11 protein-coding genes, 2 tRNA genes and 1 pseudogene are annotated in these 15807 nt (G+C 56.9%); 7 read left to right on the top strand and 7 right to left on the bottom strand.

All coding sequences use genetic code 11. The annotated features are described in order from the left end of the window. The 3 genes from QLG10_RS23615 to QLG10_RS23605 all read left to right on the top strand — a co-directional run. Positions 1 to 1052 (top strand): ATP-binding protein (locus tag QLG10_RS23615; protein WP_282488146.1); only part of this gene is annotated, 1052 nt, incomplete at its 5' end. 453 nt (positions 1053 to 1505) lie between these two features. Continuing rightward, positions 1506 to 4106 (top strand): bifunctional aconitate hydratase 2/2-methylisocitrate dehydratase, encoded by a 2601-nt coding sequence (gene acnB / locus QLG10_RS23610; RefSeq protein WP_282488145.1) that lies wholly within the window; start codon positions 1506 to 1508, stop codon positions 4104 to 4106. Positions 4107 to 4625: 519 nt separating this feature from the next. After that, entirely contained in the window at positions 4626 to 6284 is a 1659-nt protein-coding gene (locus QLG10_RS23605; RefSeq protein WP_282488144.1) for an AAA family ATPase, read from the top strand. A 469-nt stretch (positions 6285 to 6753) separates the two neighbouring features. Here QLG10_RS23605 and QLG10_RS23600 read toward each other — a convergent pair whose 3' ends face one another. The 7 genes from QLG10_RS23600 to QLG10_RS23570 all read right to left on the bottom strand — a co-directional run bounded on the left by QLG10_RS23600 (position 6754) and on the right by QLG10_RS23570 (position 12526). Beyond that, positions 6754 to 8325: a DUF4041 domain-containing protein gene (locus tag QLG10_RS23600; RefSeq protein ID WP_282488143.1), complete on the bottom strand. Its 1572-nt coding sequence runs from the start codon at positions 8323 to 8325 to the stop codon at positions 6754 to 6756. Positions 8326 to 8602: 277 nt separating this feature from the next. Then, positions 8603 to 8676: transfer RNA gene (locus QLG10_RS23595), tRNA-Cys, on the bottom strand. Between the two features lie 45 nt (positions 8677 to 8721). Then, positions 8722 to 8797, bottom strand: a tRNA-Gly gene (locus tag QLG10_RS23590). A gap of 63 nt (positions 8798 to 8860) precedes the next feature. Next, entirely contained in the window at positions 8861 to 9421 is a 561-nt protein-coding gene (pgsA, locus tag QLG10_RS23585; protein ID WP_110754424.1) for a CDP-diacylglycerol--glycerol-3-phosphate 3-phosphatidyltransferase, read from the bottom strand. A gap of 32 nt (positions 9422 to 9453) precedes the next feature. Next, entirely contained in the window at positions 9454 to 11277 is a 1824-nt protein-coding gene (gene uvrC, locus QLG10_RS23580) for an excinuclease ABC subunit UvrC (RefSeq protein WP_020798849.1), read from the bottom strand. Between the two features lie 2 nt (positions 11278 to 11279). Further along, positions 11280 to 11921: a UvrY/SirA/GacA family response regulator transcription factor gene (uvrY, locus tag QLG10_RS23575; RefSeq protein ID WP_008015884.1), complete on the bottom strand. Its 642-nt coding sequence runs from the start codon at positions 11919 to 11921 to the stop codon at positions 11280 to 11282. 128 nt (positions 11922 to 12049) lie between these two features. Then, positions 12050 to 12526 (bottom strand): GNAT family N-acetyltransferase, encoded by a 477-nt coding sequence (locus QLG10_RS23570; RefSeq protein ID WP_282488142.1) that lies wholly within the window; start codon positions 12524 to 12526, stop codon positions 12050 to 12052. Positions 12527 to 13151: 625 nt separating this feature from the next. Here QLG10_RS23570 and QLG10_RS23565 point away from each other — a divergent pair. The 4 genes and pseudogenes from QLG10_RS23565 to QLG10_RS23550 all read left to right on the top strand — a co-directional run bounded on the left by QLG10_RS23565 (position 13152) and on the right by QLG10_RS23550 (position 15767). Next, positions 13152 to 14222, top strand: a complete 1071-nt coding sequence (locus QLG10_RS23565) for a 3-deoxy-7-phosphoheptulonate synthase (protein WP_282488141.1) — start codon at positions 13152 to 13154, stop codon at positions 14220 to 14222. Between the two features lie 26 nt (positions 14223 to 14248). Then, positions 14249 to 14329, top strand: a pseudogene (locus QLG10_RS23560) (outer membrane lipoprotein carrier protein LolA); the annotation flags it as partial. 177 nt (positions 14330 to 14506) lie between these two features. Beyond that, positions 14507 to 15379: a triacylglycerol lipase gene (locus tag QLG10_RS23555; protein ID WP_282488140.1), complete on the top strand. Its 873-nt coding sequence runs from the start codon at positions 14507 to 14509 to the stop codon at positions 15377 to 15379. Between the two features lie 106 nt (positions 15380 to 15485). Then, positions 15486 to 15767, top strand: a complete 282-nt coding sequence (locus tag QLG10_RS23550; RefSeq protein ID WP_110754431.1) for a peptidylprolyl isomerase — start codon at positions 15486 to 15488, stop codon at positions 15765 to 15767. Positions 15768 to 15807 lie beyond the last annotated feature (40 nt).

The following is a 15807-nucleotide window of genomic DNA, read 5'->3' as shown; positions in this document are numbered from 1 at the left end:
AGCTCAATGCCGAACTGCTGCGGCGCCTGCCGATGACCAAATCCGCCGGGCCGGCCATCAAAGCCGTGAACACCATCTGCGATGCCGTCGCCAGCCAGGCGCGGATCATCGACGACCTGCTGGACGTCGCCCGGGTGCGCACCGGCAAGCTCAAGCTGAAAAAACAGGCGGTGGACCTGGGACGCATTCTCCAGGATATCTACACCGTGGTGATCAATGACCAGCATCCGTGCGAGGTCACGCTGCAACTGCCCCAGCCTCCCCTGGTGGTCGATGCCGACAGCACACGCCTGGAGCAGATCATCTGGAACCTGCTTAATAACGCACTGAAGTTCACGCCCAGGGATGGCCGCATCGAGCTGATCGCCCATCGTGTCGAGAACATGGCGCAGCTGGACGTCATCGACAGCGGCGTGGGGCTCGAGCAGGACAATCTGCACAAGGTGTTCGATCTCTTCAGCCAGGCGGACAACCAGCACGCCAGTCATCAGCGCGAAGGCCTGGGCATTGGCCTGTCGTTGGTGCGGCAACTGGTGGAAGCCCACGGCGGTTCGGTGAATGTACATTCCGCAGGCCTGGGCCGCGGATGCAGGTTTACCGTCCTGTTGCCTCTGTGCCAGGCGCCACAGCACGCCAACGAGCAACCGCATGGGCCGGGTGCGTCGGGGCGACTGATCGGCCAGAAAGTGCTGCTGGTGGAAGACTCCCTGGACGTCATGGAGGTCCTGCAGACGTTGCTGGAAATGGAGGATGCTCACGTCGATGCCTTCAGCGATCCGCACAAGGCCCTGAAAGCCGCCAGGGACAGCAGCTACGACGTGATCATCTCGGACATCGGCATGCCGCTCATGAATGGCCACGAACTGATGCATGCCATTCGCCAGATCGCCCATCTCAAGCACACACCGGCGATTGCCTTGACGGGCTATGCCACCAGCAGCGACGAGAAAAAAACCAGGCAATCGGGTTTCAATTACCACGTGAGCAAGCCAGTGTCCCACGATGACTTCCTCGACATCATTGGCGAGGCCTGTCATTCACGGCGCTATTGAAACGCCCTGAGAAGTAATCGGCCCGGTACGTCAAAGGCACCCGGGCTAAGGCGATGAACCTGAAGGCACCGAAGGTATCCGGTGCCCAGCGTCATCGTTGACGACCATCGCGAGCAGGCTTGCTCCTACGAGGCCGACTATCAAGCGGCCTCGCAATCCTCAATACCTTCTCGAATGGAGTCCGTCAGGCGCTCCGCGGTCTTCTGACGAACAAAAATCAACCATGTGTCGACAATCTAGTTGCATTAGGCGAAATATCCTTTTAGATTTCGCATCGCAATAGCAATGTGTCGACAATCAATGATTTTATAGTTTTGCAGGAGCAGGTTCTTTTCGGTGCAGCCACGGGTGGTCACCCTCGGTGGAAACCGAATCCCTGCTTTTGCTTTTTTCCCGGGAATGGACTGTCCCACTACCCCACCTCGCGTGCCATTACCCCCGCAGGAGATCGCTGTGCTCCAAGCCTATGACCGTCACGTACAAGAGCGCGCCGAGGAAGGCTTGCCGCCCCTCGCGCTGAACGCCGAACAAACCGCAGGCCTGGTCGAGCTGCTGAAAAATCCCCCGGTGGGTAAAGAGGCAGTCCTCGTCGACCTGATCACCCATCGCGTGCCGCCAGGCGTGGATGAAGCGGCCTATGTCAAGGCAGGCTTCCTGTCCGCCATCGCCAAGGCCGAAGCCAGATCCCCCCTGATCGACAAGCAGCGCGCTGTAGAACTGCTGGGCACCATGCAAGGTGGCTACAACATCGCCATCTTGGTCGAACTGCTGGAAGACGCAGAACTGGCCGCCGTTGCCGCCGAACAACTGAAGCACACCCTGCTGATGTTCGACGCCTTCCATGACGTCGCTGCAAAAGCAAAGGCCGGCAACGTGCATGCCAAAGCCGTAGTGCAATCCTGGGCTGACGGCGAGTGGTTCACCGCCCGCCCGGCCATCGAAGAAAAGTACAGCTTGAGCGTGTTCAAGGTGCCAGGCGAAACCAACACCGACGACCTGTCCCCTGCCCCGGACGCCTGGTCGCGCCCGGACATCCCGTTGCACGCCCGGGCCATGCTGAAAATGGCCCGTGACGGCATCGTGCCGCAAGAGCCTGGCGCCATTGGCCCGCTCAAGCAGATCGACGCCGTCAAGGCCCAGGGTTTCCCGGTGGCCTACGTCGGTGACGTGGTGGGTACTGGCTCCTCGCGAAAATCGGCGACCAACTCCGTGCTGTGGTTCTTCGGCGACGACATCCCGTACGTACCTAACAAACGCGCCGGTGGATTCTGCTTCGGTAACAAGATTGCCCCGATCTTCTACAACACCATGGAAGACGCTGGCGCACTGCCGATCGAGTTCGATGTTTCGAAACTGCACATGGGCGACGTGATCGACGTCTACCCGCACGCCGGCAAAGTCTGCAAGCACGGCACCCAAGACGTTATCACCACCTTCGAATTGAAGACCCCGGTGCTGTTGGACGAAGTACGTGCTGGCGGCCGTATCCCTCTGATCATCGGACGTGGCCTGACCGAGAAAGCCCGCGCCGAGCTGGGCCTGCCTCCTTCGGACCTGTTTAAAACGCCTGAAGCACCGGTTCAAAGCACCAAGGGTTTCACCTTGGCGCAGAAAATGGTCGGCAAGGCGTGTGGCGTGACCGGCATCCGCCCGGGCACCTACTGCGAACCGAAAATGACCACCGTCGGCTCCCAGGACACCACCGGTCCCATGACCCGTGACGAACTCAAAGACCTGGCATGCCTGGGCTTCTCGGCTGAGCTGGTGATGCAGTCGTTCTGCCATACCGCGGCGTACCCCAAGCCTGTGGATGTGAAAACCCATCACACCTTGCCGGACTTCATGCGCACCCGCGGCGGCGTTTCGTTGAAAGTTGGCGACGGCATCATCCACAGCTGGCTCAACCGCATGCTGCTACCGGACACCGTCGGCACCGGTGGCGACTCCCACACCCGTTTCCCGATCGGCATCTCGTTCCCGGCGGGCTCCGGGCTGGTCGCCTTCGCCGCCGCCACCGGTGTCATGCCGCTGGACATGCCGGAGTCGGTGCTGGTGCGCTTCAAGGGTAAGCTGCAACCAGGTATCACCTTGCGTGACCTGGTGCATGCCATCCCCTATTACGCCATCCAGCAAGGTCTGCTGACTGTCGAGAAGAAAGGCAAGATCAACGCCTTCTCCGGACGCATCCTGGAAATCGAAGGCCTGGACGAACTGACCGTCGAACAAGCCTTCGAACTGTCCGATGCCTCGGCTGAACGCTCCGCCGCGGGCTGCACCATCAAGCTGCCTGAAAAGGCCATTGCCGAATACCTGCGCTCGAACATAACCTTGCTGCGCTGGATGATCAGCACAGGTTACGGCGATGCACGCACCCTGGAGCGTCGTGCACAAGCAATGGAAGCCTGGCTGGCCAACCCTGAGCTGCTGCAAGCGGACGAGGACGCCGAATACGCCGAGATCATCGAAATCGACCTGGCGCAGATCAAGGAGCCGGTACTCTGCGCGCCGAACGACCCGGACGACGCGCGCCTGCTGTCGACCGTACAGGGCCAGGTCATCGACGAAGTGTTCATCGGCTCCTGCATGACCAACATCGGTCACTTCCGCGCTGCCGGCAAGCTGCTGGAAAAGGTCAAGGGGGGCATCCCTACCCGTCTATGGCTGGCCCCGCCAACCAAGATGGACGCTCACCAACTGACCGAGGAAGGCTACTACGGCATTTACGACAAGGCCGGTGCGCGCATGGAAATGCCAGGCTGCTCACTGTGCATGGGCAACCAGGCGCGAGTGCAGACCGGCTCGACTGTGGTCTCGACGTCGACCCGTAACTTTCCGAACCGACTGGGCGACGCCACGAACGTCTACCTGGCCTCGGCCGAGCTGGCTGCCGTGGCCTCGATCCTGGGCAGGCTGCCAACCTTCGAAGAGTACATGGAGTACGCGAACAACATCGACAGCATGGCGGCCGACGTTTACCGCTACTTAAGCTTCGATCAAATCGCCGAGTACCGTGAAGCGGCAGTGAACAGTCATATCCCCGTCGTTCAAGCGTAGCGCGTCATACGCCTGGTCTTCAAAGCGCCGACAACCCTGTCGGCGCTTTGCTGATGACCGCGCCTTTTGGGACATCCAGTTGCAGCCCTTTTGGATGGGTTGCGGACTTAGACAATGTTCGCAAAGAGCGATCAATGCTGACTTGGCCGTTTTGGGTGCGAGCTGATGTAGTCCATGGGCACTGAGTGGGTCGCAACATAGTCCATCCAGAGCTGTGGTTGTTGCTGTTGCTGTTGCTGTTGCTAACCGAGCAGAATCTAACCTCGGCAAAGACCATACATACCGGCTGCTTGGAGCACTCTTCAAAGAGATGACGAAAAAGTTGTATCTGCGCGTTATTGAGATTGTTACAGAGACTAAATAACCACTGGCATTAGTCACTAAACCATCGCCGTTCACTTCAAGCGCCCTTTGTCAAATCCATCGACATTGATTAACAATATTTAGAAATAAAAAATCTCAACAGGTGGTCTACCACTGCGATTTCGGGTAAAAATACGGTGCCGCCAGGAGGGCACCATGACCATAAACACCGGATTCCAGTTAAAAAACTATAAAAGTTTCGGCCCTGTAGGCGCCGGATTCAAAATCATAAAACCAATCAATGTTATTGTTGGACGAAATAACATCGGGAAATCAGCACTATTACACGCACTAGACTTTTTATGTAAAGATCGCAACAATCACTCTAATATCTCCCACTGCATAGAGATAACACAGGCTCTAGACAAGCAGGACCTGATGCAGGTATTTCAACCAAATACCAGTAGAGGAGATTTGGGTGGACAACATTGGGAGGACCATGGAGTTAAATTTATTGACGCTTTGATTACATGGAAAGAAACCTCAGAAAAAACCACTGAGTTTATCAATTCAAGTGCACAAGCCAACGAAATAGAGCAAAAATATATCGCAAAAATAAAACCAACTTCAGCATTGCGCCTTTTCAAACACATTAAACTTGATGCGGATCGTGACATAACCCCTGAGAGCATAAGCGAGAACATGTCACTTTCAACAGATGGTGTTGGGGCAACACAAATAATTCACAAGTATCTACAACACGTGGAATTTGATCGTTCTTTAATTCAAAAAAACCTGCTTGAGGCACTTAATAAAATTTTTTCGCCAGACATTGTCTTCAACGAAATAACTACTCGCTTCTACTCAACCACCAATCAATGGGAAATTTTTTTGGGCGAAGCTACAAAAGGCCCAGTCGCATTATCAGCATCTGGGAGTGGACTCAAAACAGTAATTTTGTCCCTACTGAATTTACTGGTGCGCCCTGACTTTGAAAAGAAACCCATAGAACAATATATATTCTCACTCGAAGAACTAGAAAACAACCTACACCCAGCCCTACAAAGAAACCTATTTATATATTTGGAAGAGTTCGCACTATCCAACAAGTGCCATATTTTTCTGACAACCCATTCCAATATTGCTATTGATATATTCGGACACTCCGAGCACTCACAGATTTTGCATGTCATACGAGGAGACGAGGGCGTCACAGGAAGCACATATACAGGAGACGCTACTGGCCATGGAGTTCTAGATGACCTCGGAGTTCGAGCGAGTGACCTGCTACAAGCAAACGGTTTAATTTGGGTTGAAGGCCCGTCAGACCGTGTATTTTTAAAAAAATGGATCGACATATGGAGCCGCGGTGAATTCACTGAAGGCCGTCACTATCAATTCGTTTTCTATGGAGGCAGCGTACTCGCAAACATAAATGCGTGTATACCTGACGATGAAACAAGAGAGGCAATTAGCGCTTTTAAAATAAATCGAAACTTCGCATTTGTTTGCGATAGCGATCGCAAAAACTCCAGCGGCTCACTGAAACCAAGAGTTGCTCAGCTGATCAAAGACGTGGCTGGGACGCGAGCAATGGTTTGGGTTACTCGCTGCAAGGAAATTGAAAATTATATACCCAAAGAAGCGTTTGAAGGGGTCCACGGCAAATCCGGCCTTTCGCAGATTGGCGAATTTGAACCCATCCAAGATTATCTACGCGAAAACAAAATATCGGGGGCTAAAGACTATACAAATAAGCACAGTAAGGCTTTCGCCTATGCAGAGCATCTTTCCAAAGAAAACCTGGCGTTTCGTCCTGAATTGGAAGAACAGCTTACTGAGCTTGTAAAAAAAATACGCATTTGGAACAGCTAGAAAAGCATCGCTACCCCCTGGCCCTCCTTGGGGTAGGGGTGACAAGATGACCACCGACTCAGCTAGCTTTCGCCAAGCAAGAAATTTTAGGTTGGGAAACAACATCGGAAAATTGCGGAACACGTCCTTTTCTTGAAGGCAATAAAAAACCCCGTAGATCATTGATCTAAGAGGCTATTTATAGTGGAGGTCGGATTCGATCCGCCGCATAACTATTTTGCTAATCGGCCTCAAAGCATCTTCTCTCAGTAACGCGACATCAAATGCGTAAAACTTTGAGCGGGAAATCGGCGATAGGATTGATCGCCGCGCAGGCCGGCTGCTTGCTGCTTGAAGGTGCCCAAAGGCAACTCTTTGCTGGCCGCTAATATTCTAGGTAAGTTTCGAGATTTTCGCCCCGAAGCAGGCAGTGAAATCCGAGCCGGACTATGCAAGTCGATTGCTGGGACACGCTTAGGTGAGAAAAGCGTTAGGCTGACGCCAACGCTTCCTCCTCCGAATGCTCAATCGCCTCCTCTACTTCCAGCTGATGTTGCGTCCATTCTGCGGCGATTGCTGGGTTTTCCAGAATCTGCAGCTCGATCCGCTGGGTCTCTTTGTATTCAAGAGCCTTTGCACTCATCGTCCAAAGAGTTTCTACGCCCAAGTCCTCAAGCTCGGAACGGATTGCTGGCAGCCCGATTCGGAAAAATTCTTTTCGTGGATTGACTTTGTTGACTTGCTCGCGCAAGAAGTGCCGGTGAAGTCTTTTCTCGAGGCCTGGTGCATCGTCGCTGAAGATCATTGCGTGAACATCGAATTCGAACGGGACACTGGCGTCTCCTAGCTCACGTATACGATCGAGCGGTTCCAATCGGCGTGTCATCCCGATCTTGAAGACTTGCTCGCCGAAGGAGCCAACATTGGAAATGACATAGACATGACCTGCGCGAGTTTGCTGCGCCATGGAAAGCGCACGCTGATTCTTCTCTTGAGCAGCCTGCAATTGTTCCTGCAGCAGAGCCAAACGAGATTCAAACTCCTCACGCTCTGCAGCAGTTGCTGCTGCTACCTGCTCTTGGGCTTTCTCGAGGGCTTTGCGAAGGTTGGATTCTTCTTTGGCTGCATCCTTGATAGCCCGCTCATACTCGCGGCGAGCTTTCTCCTCTTCCCGGATTTGCTCACGCAATTGACGCTGCTCTTCTCGCTCTTGGTCTTTGAGCAATTTCGCCGTGACAGCCCATCGCAACTCTGCCAGGCGAGATCTAAGGTATTCATCAGTTATCCTGGCGTTTCTGAATGGCGCGCCATTCAGATTTACCAATGCCGCAGCGTCGCGAACTTCCTGTTCGAGCTTTCCGTGGTTATCTGATTTTGAGCGCGAAAGAATCGAGTCGACTTTACCGTTGAAAGCGTCCACCACAAATCGTAGTGCGGTCTCGCGGCGATTGGTTTCGACGTAATCGCAGGCGGCCGCCCTGCCAGTTTTGACCATGAGTCGCGTGAACTCACGTGCCTCCTTTAGCTTTTTGCCTGCTTCGGTAAAGCCAAACTCTTCAGCGAGATCATCTAGAAGGTTGTACGTCGGGACGATGTAGCCATCACCATAACCTTCAATTATGTTTCTCATCGCCTGAGCCGCTTCAGCGTAATGCTTGGCTTTGCCCATGGCCTCAAGGGCATCGCCCGCCATCTCTTGCGCTCGTTCTTGGGCGCCTGCGATTATTTTCTCTGCATCAGCGATCGCTTGGGTCAATCGCTTTTCTGCTTGATCCACCTTCGACTGAGCTTGCTGCATTAATCGGCTACGCTCCGTTTTGGTATCACCGAGGATGCGGACCGCCTCGGCTTCCGCATCCACAATATCCTTGAAACGCTCCAACTCCCTCAGCTTCTGCTGCAGTTGTTGCCGCAGCGCAGCGACCTCTTTCTCGGTTGACTTCAAGTCGTTCTGTCGTGACGTCAGCTCCATTTTCAGCTGACTTATAAGTCCCTTTGCTTTCGTTGCTTTTATCAAAAGAACGAATGCGGCTATGCCCGCTATTAAAGCCAGTAGCTCCATGAGCTGCGATCCCTGCCTGATATCAGAGTGCGGATCGTACATTGCCCCCATAGCTATACGCCACCACCCGCTTCGGCCAGCTTACATTTGGTAAAAAGTCTCTACTGGGTCAGTTGGGTCAGCAGCAACAGGGTGATCGATTTGAGTCGATTTCTGCCCTTTACACACGTCAGCTATGAGCTAGTTGCGGAACACATGCAAAAAATTGCGGAACACATTGCTTTTTCGAAGGCAATAAAAAACCCCGTAGATCATTGATCTACGGGGCTATTTATAGTGGAGGCCGAGGTCGGAATCGAACCGGCGTAGGCGGATTTGCAATCCGCTGCATAACCATTTTGCTACTCGGCCTCAAAACATCTGCTGTCAGTAGCGCGACATCAAATGCGTAAAACTTGGAGCGGGAAACGAGACTCGAACTCGCGACCCCGACCTTGGCAAGGTCGTGCTCTACCAACTGAGCTATTCCCGCGTCTTGGTGTGGCGCATTCTATAGAATCCAGAAGCCCCGTCAACCCCTTGATTCAAAAAAGTTTTATTTCTTTTGCACGTCAGTCTTCAGATGCGGCCAGGCAGCCCGCAAGTACTGAACCATCGACCACAATGTCAGGCCGGCGGAGACCATCAGCAAGGCGTAACCCATCAAGACCCAGAAGCTGAAGTCCGACGGATTGCCCAGCAGGATTACCAGCGCCAGCATTTGCGCGGCGGTTTTCCATTTGCCCAGGTTCGATACGGCCACGTGCGCACGGGCGCCGAGCTCGGCCATCCATTCGCGCAGGGCCGAGACCACGATCTCGCGACCGATGATCACCGCGGCCGGCAGCGTGAGCCACAGGTTGCCGTGTTCCTGGACCAGCAACACCAGGGCGACGGCGACCATGAGCTTGTCGGCCACCGGGTCGAGGAAAGCCCCGAACGGCGTGCTTTGTTCCAGGCGTCGGGCCAGGTATCCGTCCAGCCAGTCAGTGGCGGCGGCGAAGGCGAAGACCGAGGCTGACGCCAGGTAACTCCATTGGTAAGGCAGGTAGAACAGCAAAATGAAGATCGGTATGAGCAGGACGCGTAGAACGGTAATCAGATTAGGGATATTCATCGGCACAACTGGCTACGAGGTGAGGGGGCATTCTACTCGCTGTGCAGATTTGCATAAATCAACTCTGCGAGCTTTTTACTGATCCCGGGGGCTTTGGCGATTTCTTCGATGCTGGCACGAGACAGCTCCTGCAATCCACCAAAATGTTTGAGCAAATCGCGCCGGCGTGTCGGCCCGACCCCGGCAACGCCTTCAAGCGTCGAGGTGCGGCGGGTTTTGCCGCGTCGTGCACGGTGCCCGGTAATCGCAAAACGGTGGGCTTCGTCGCGAATCTGCTGGATCAGGTGCAGCGCGGGGGAATCGCCGCGCAAGGTGAATTCGTGGGCGGCGTCGTTGAGGTACAGGGTTTCGAAACCGGCCTTGCGCGTCGCACCCTTGGCGACGCCGAGCAGGATCAGGTCGGGGACCGCCAGTTCGTCGAGCACGTCACGGGCCATCGATAGCTGGCCCTTGCCGCCATCGACCAGCAGGATGTCCGGCAACTTGCCCTCCCCGTCCTTGAGCTTGCTGAAGCGCCGGGTCAGCGCCTGGTGCATGGCGGCATAGTCATCGCCCGCCGTGACACCTTCGATGTTGTAGCGCCGGTAATCGGACTTGATCGGGCCTTCGGGGCCGAACACCACGCACGAGGCCACGGTCGCCTCCCCGCTGGAGTGACTGATGTCATAGCACTCGAGGCGCTGGGGCGGCTCGTCCAGCTTGAGCACTTCGGCCAGGGCCTCGAACCGCGCGGCAACGTGTTGTCGGTTGGCCAGGCGCGCGCCCAGGGCCTGCTCGGCGTTGGTCACCGCCAATTGCTGCCAGCGCGCACGCGTACCGCGCACTCGGTGGCTGATGGTCAGTTCGCGACCGCGCAGCTCGTCAATGGCCGCAATCAGTGTCGGAAAATCTTCGTGGACCACATTGACGATCAGCTCGCTCGGCAAGTCGCGTTCGGGACTGCTGACATAGTACTGGCCAAGAAACGCCGCCATGACCTCAGACACGTCTTCTTCAATGCCCACCTGCGGGAAGAAGTTCTTGCTGCCCAGTACTCGCCCGCCGCGCACGCTGATCAGGTGAACACAGGCGCCACCCGGGTTGACGAACGCGGCAATGACATCGACGTCACCCGTACCGCCTTCCATGCTTTGTTGATCCTGGACCCGGCGCAGCAGCGAAATCTGGTCGCGCAGTTCGGCGGCACGTTCGAACTCAAGGTTGATCGCCGCCTCTTCCATGGCCGCGGACAACTCGTCGCTCAACGCATTGCTGCGACCTTCGAGGAACATCACCGAATGTCGCACGTCTTCGGCATATACCTGTGGGTCGACCAAGCCGACACAAGGCGCCTTGCAGCGCTTGATCTGGTACTGCAGGCAAGGCCGCGTGCGGTTCTTGTAATAGCTGTCTTCGCACTGGCGAACGAAAAAGGTCTTTTGCAACAGGCTCAGGCTTTCGCGAATCGCACCAGCGCTCGGATAGGGACCAAAATATTTGCCCTTGGCCTTCTTCGCCCCGCGGTGGATGCTCAAGCGCGGAAACTGGCCATCGGAGAGAAAGACATAAGGGTAGGATTTGTCGTCGCGCAGCAGGATGTTGTACGGCGGACGCCACTCCTTGATCAGCGTCTGCTCGAGCAGCAAGGCCTCGGTTTCATTGGCCGTGATGGTCGTTTCGACCTGGGCGATACGCGCGACCAGCGCAGCGGTCTTGGGCGCCAGGCCGGTTTTGCGAAAGTAGCTCGACAGGCGATTCTTGAGGTTCTTGGCCTTGCCGACGTAGAGCAGGCGCGCATCGCTGTCGAACATGCGATAGACACCGGGGCGCCCGCTGACCGTTGACAGGAACGCGCTTGGATCGAAGGTTTCAGTCATTTTCAGAGGCTGGCATCAACCATGCCGTGTCGCACCGCCAACAGCGTCAACTCGACATCGCTGCTGATCGAAAGCTTTTCGAAAATGCGGTATCGGTAGGTGTTCACGGTTTTCGGCGACAGGCACAACTTGTCGGAAATGATCTGGACTTTCTGGCAGCCGACGATCATCAAGGCGATCTGGATTTCCCGCTCCGACAGGGCATCAAAGGGTGAATCGTTGGTCGGCTGGAAAGACTTGATCGCCAATTGCTGGGCAATTTGCGGGCTGATGTAGCGCTGCCCGGCAAACACCAGGCGGATGGCCTGGACCATTTCCGGCAACCCGGCGCCCTTGGTCAGGTAGCCCGCCGCCCCGGCTTGCAACAGCCGCGTGGGAAACGGATCTTCCTCGCACACGGTCACCGCAACGACCTTGATGTCGGGATGGCTGCGCAACAATTTGCGAGTGGCTTCAAGACCGCCGATCCCCGGCATCTTGACGTCCATCAAGACCACATCGGGTTTCAACTCACGCGCCTTGAGCAGGGACTCTTCCCCGGACTCTGCCTGGCCGACTACTTGCAGGCCATCGATGTCAGCCAACATTCGCGTAATGCCTGTGCGAACGAGATCATGGTCATCGACTACTAGCACCCTAATCAAGCAGACACCTCGCGATATGATCTTATTTGGAATGCCCGCCACCTTAGCAAAAAGCAAGTGGCAGACCTAGCGCCAAGCGCTATATAAAAAGTTTCCATTCGTCTTGCAGCGCTTGTCGGCAGCGTGTTTCAGCATGCCGCAAAGCAGACTTCACGCTCCATGCGCAGGAAACACTCGTCTTTGCCAACCATCTTCAAGCCCTTGCGTTCGTACAAGGCCCGCGCCGGATTATTTTCGAAAACGGTCAGGCGCAAGCGCTGGCGTCCCTCCCTGCGCGCCAGTGCCACTACTTGATCGATTGCCCAGGAACCGACCCCCTGCCCTCGAAACGCCGGGCCAACATGCAGTTCGCGGATGTACAACGCCCTGGCATCCCGACTGAGGCTGACGAACCCCAATTGACGTTCGCCGTGCACCATTACCCGGTTGTCGCGCCCGGCCCAGGCGACATCGAACGCTTCGTCCAGCCACACCAGATCGTGCTGGATGTAATAGCGCAGCATGTTGACGCACGTCAGGTCCCGGGCGAAATCGAGGTCGCAGTCCATTGCCCGGCGCCAGTCGAGATCCGGCAAGCCGCGGCGAACATCAGGTAATGGCGTCATGCTCGATCCCGGGAGGGTGGTTGTTTTCATAAACAGGGAGTGTGTGCCACAAGCGCATGGGCACTCAAGCGATAGAAATCGCCTTTGATGATCGATAGCATTTTCTGATTGAAACCTCGCACCGGCCTCTAGTAAGCTCGGTGCACTCATCGGAGATCGACCATGTTCAATGCCCACCCACCGCTTCGTACCGCCAGCGCCCCGCGCTCGGTTGCGTCTGCCCGGGTGAACGACGCGTGCGCTCCGGCAAGCTTTTATTTTGGGTATTGGTTTAGCCACTGGCGCGCCTGATACCCACACGGCGCCCACTTCAAACGGGTCGCCACCAGAGAATTTTCAACCCCCGGTCGGCCTCCCGACCGGGGGTTTTGTTTTTTGGGCCCGCCACTTATTTAGCGACACACCGCCATCAAGAGGATTCACGAAATGAACTACGCCACTTATTACCGTCACGACAGTTTTAGCGCCTGGCGATTTACCACCCTCCGCTCGGGACAGCCTGCCGCCTCCGATCGGTCACCCACAGGTGGCAAGCACTCACACGCAGCCAATCCGGCCAATTGTCGAACACCCCAGTAGGGCCGAGCGCGCGGGAACAACCCGCCGCCGCCCAGGAAGCCTGAACATGAACTCGTCCGTCTCTGCTCTGCCACTGTCGATCCTCAACCCTGCCAACGAAGCGCTGACCCTGCGCCTGCCAAGCTCGCTGCAACTCAAACAGCAATTGCCACTGAGCAACGCCCTCGCCCTCCAAGTCGCCGCTCACCGCCAGGCGGTTCGCGCGATCCTCGACGGGAAAGACTCGCGCCTGTTGGTCATCGTCGGCCCCTGCTCGATCCACGACCCGAAATCAGCGCTCGAATATGCCGAGAACCTGGCCCGCCTGGCCGCCGACGTCAGCGACCAGATGCTCCTGGTAATGCGCGCCTACGTCGAAAAACCTCGCACCACGGTCGGCTGGAAAGGCCTGGTCTACGACCCGCACCTCGATGGCAGCGATGACATGGCCGGCGGCCTGGCCCTGTCCCGCGAGCTGATGCGTGAAATGCTCATGCTCGGCTTGCCGGTGGCCACTGAACTGTTGCAACCGATGGCCGCCGGCTACTTCGATGACCTGCTGAGCTGGGTGGCCATTGGCGCCCGCACCACCGAATCGCAGATCCATCGGGAGATGGCCAGCGGCCTGGGCATGCCGGTAGGCTTCAAGAACGGCACCGACGGCGGGGTCGGCGTGGCCTGTGACGCCATGCGCTCGGCCGCCCATCCACATCGCCACTTCGGTGTCGACAGCCAGGGCCATCCCGCGATCATCCAGACGCCGGGCAACGCGGACACCCATCTGGTGCTGCGCGGCGGCCATCACGGCCCGAACTACGATCGCGCCAGCATCGCCCGCGTGCACGCTGACTTGACCCGCCTGAAGATCCCGGCCCGGGTCATGGTCGACTGCAGCCACGCCAACAGCGGTAAAGATCCACTGCGCCAACCCGCCGTGTTCAACGATGTACTGGAACAACGCCTTGCGGGTGATCGCTCGCTGATCGGCATGATGATCGAAAGTCATTTGTTCGAGGGCTGCCAACCGCTGGGGCCGTCGTTGAAGTACGGTGTTTCGGTCACCGACGGCTGCCTGGGCTGGAGCGCGACAGAACAACTGTTGCGCCAGGCGGCGCAGCGGCTGCGGGCACAGGAATAACCCCTGCAGGAGCGAGCACGCTGGCGATGGAGGTCAACGATGACGCGGGGAGCCTGACACCCCGCGGTGCTCTCGGGTTTTTCGCGAGCATGCTCGCTCCTATAGTCGAGGTGTCAATGCGCCACGGGGGCAGTCCAGGAAGCCACCTCCACCTCCGCGCATTCGTACCGTACCTATGCCTTTTTCCCCCAACCACCGCGGCTATTTCATGCATCGCGCCGGCATTGGAGTCTTTAAAGTGAGGTCGGAAATCACTTTCTCGAACCCTGGAAAAAGGAATGAACATGCAACGGAATGCAAAGACTCATTATCCAATCCTGCTGGTGCACGGGCTTTTCGGCTTCGAGCGGATCGGCAGTGTGCAACTCTTCCACGAGGTCAAGCAGGCCCTGCGGGACGCGGGGGCAAGCGTTTTCGTCGCGCAACTGTCCGCCACCCATAGCAATGAGGTCCGCGGCGAACAGCTTCTGGCGCAAATCCGGCGGGTACTGCAGGGGACCGGCGCCCCCAAGGTGAATCTGATCGGCCACAGTCAAGGCGCATTGGCCGCACGTTATGCTGCCGCGACTGCGCCAGGCAAGGTGGCCTCGGTGACGTCCGTCAGCGGGCCGAACCACGGGTCGGAATTGGCCGACTTGTTACGCAGTGCGCTGACACCAGGCCACCTGCCGGAAACGCTGGCCGAAATCGTTGCCACCTTGTTCGCCGACCTTCTGTCATTGCTCAGCGGTCAGCGCCGGATGCCGCAAAATGCTATCGCCGCGCTGAATGCGCTGACTACGCAAGGTGTGGGCGCGTTCAACCAGAAGTACCCGCAGGGCTTGCCGCAGACTTGGGGAGGCAAGGGGCCCGAGCAGGTCAATGGTGTCCGCTACTATTCCTGGAGTGGCGTCCTGCAGGGAAAGCGGCAGGATGCCGAAGTGGACCCGTCCCACGGCCTGCTGCGGGCGCTGTCACGTTATTTCACCACCGAGCCCTTGCAGAACGATGGCATGGTCGGGCGCTACAGCTCCCATCTGGGCACCGTCATCCGCTCCGATTATCCGCTGGACCATCTGGGCACCCTTCGCCAGGGAAGCGGTCAAACTGAAAGGCGCATCGACCCGATCGATCTTTACGTACAGCACGCCGAGCGCCTGGAAAAAGCCGGACTTTAAACCAAACCTGCCGTCCAGAGCGCTGGCAACGGAACTTTGAGGAGAAATACCCCACTGAATCCGGTAGGCTCAGCACTTTACCGTACATTGAATGGAGAGTTTTCCCATGGCCAAAGCCACTGCCCGTCACATCCTTGTTGCCAGCGAAGCCAAGTGCAACGAACTCAAGGCCCAAATCGAGGCGGGTGCAGACTTCGCCGAAGTCGCCAAAGCCAATTCCTCGTGCCCTTCCAGCCGCCAGGGCGGCGACCTGGGCTCGTTCGGTCCAGGCCAGATGGTCAAGGAATTCGACACCGTGGTCTTCAGCGCACCGATCAACGTGGTGCAAGGTCCGGTCAAGACCCAGTTCGGCTACCACCTGCTGGAAGTGACCAGCCGCCAGGACTGATCACACCCTGGATTGGCTGTGCAACGGCCCGCCTTCCGGT

The organism is Pseudomonas sp. V98_8 (assembly GCF_029967975.1).
Classification (GTDB): Bacteria; Pseudomonadota; Gammaproteobacteria; order Pseudomonadales; family Pseudomonadaceae; genus Aquipseudomonas; species Aquipseudomonas umsongensis.
Note: the sequence above shows the minus strand (reverse complement) of the source record. Positions and strands in the feature narration are given on the sequence as shown.

Coding starts and splice junctions, on each gene's coding strand:
- QLG10_RS23605 (WP_282488144.1), top strand. CDS start 4,626: ATGACCATAAACACCGGATTCCAGTTAAAAAACTATAAAAGTTTCGGC.
- QLG10_RS23600 (WP_282488143.1), bottom strand. CDS start 8,325: ATGGAGCTACTGGCTTTAATAGCGGGCATAGCCGCATTCGTTCTTTTG.
- pgsA (WP_110754424.1), bottom strand. CDS start 9,421: ATGAATATCCCTAATCTGATTACCGTTCTACGCGTCCTGCTCATACCG.
- uvrC (WP_020798849.1), bottom strand. CDS start 11,277: ATGACTGAAACCTTCGATCCAAGCGCGTTCCTGTCAACGGTCAGCGGG.
- QLG10_RS23570 (WP_282488142.1), bottom strand. CDS start 12,526: ATGACGCCATTACCTGATGTTCGCCGCGGCTTGCCGGATCTCGACTGG.
- QLG10_RS23565 (WP_282488141.1), top strand. CDS start 13,152: ATGAACTCGTCCGTCTCTGCTCTGCCACTGTCGATCCTCAACCCTGCC.
- QLG10_RS23555 (WP_282488140.1), top strand. CDS start 14,507: ATGCAACGGAATGCAAAGACTCATTATCCAATCCTGCTGGTGCACGGG.
- QLG10_RS23550 (WP_110754431.1), top strand. CDS start 15,486: ATGGCCAAAGCCACTGCCCGTCACATCCTTGTTGCCAGCGAAGCCAAG.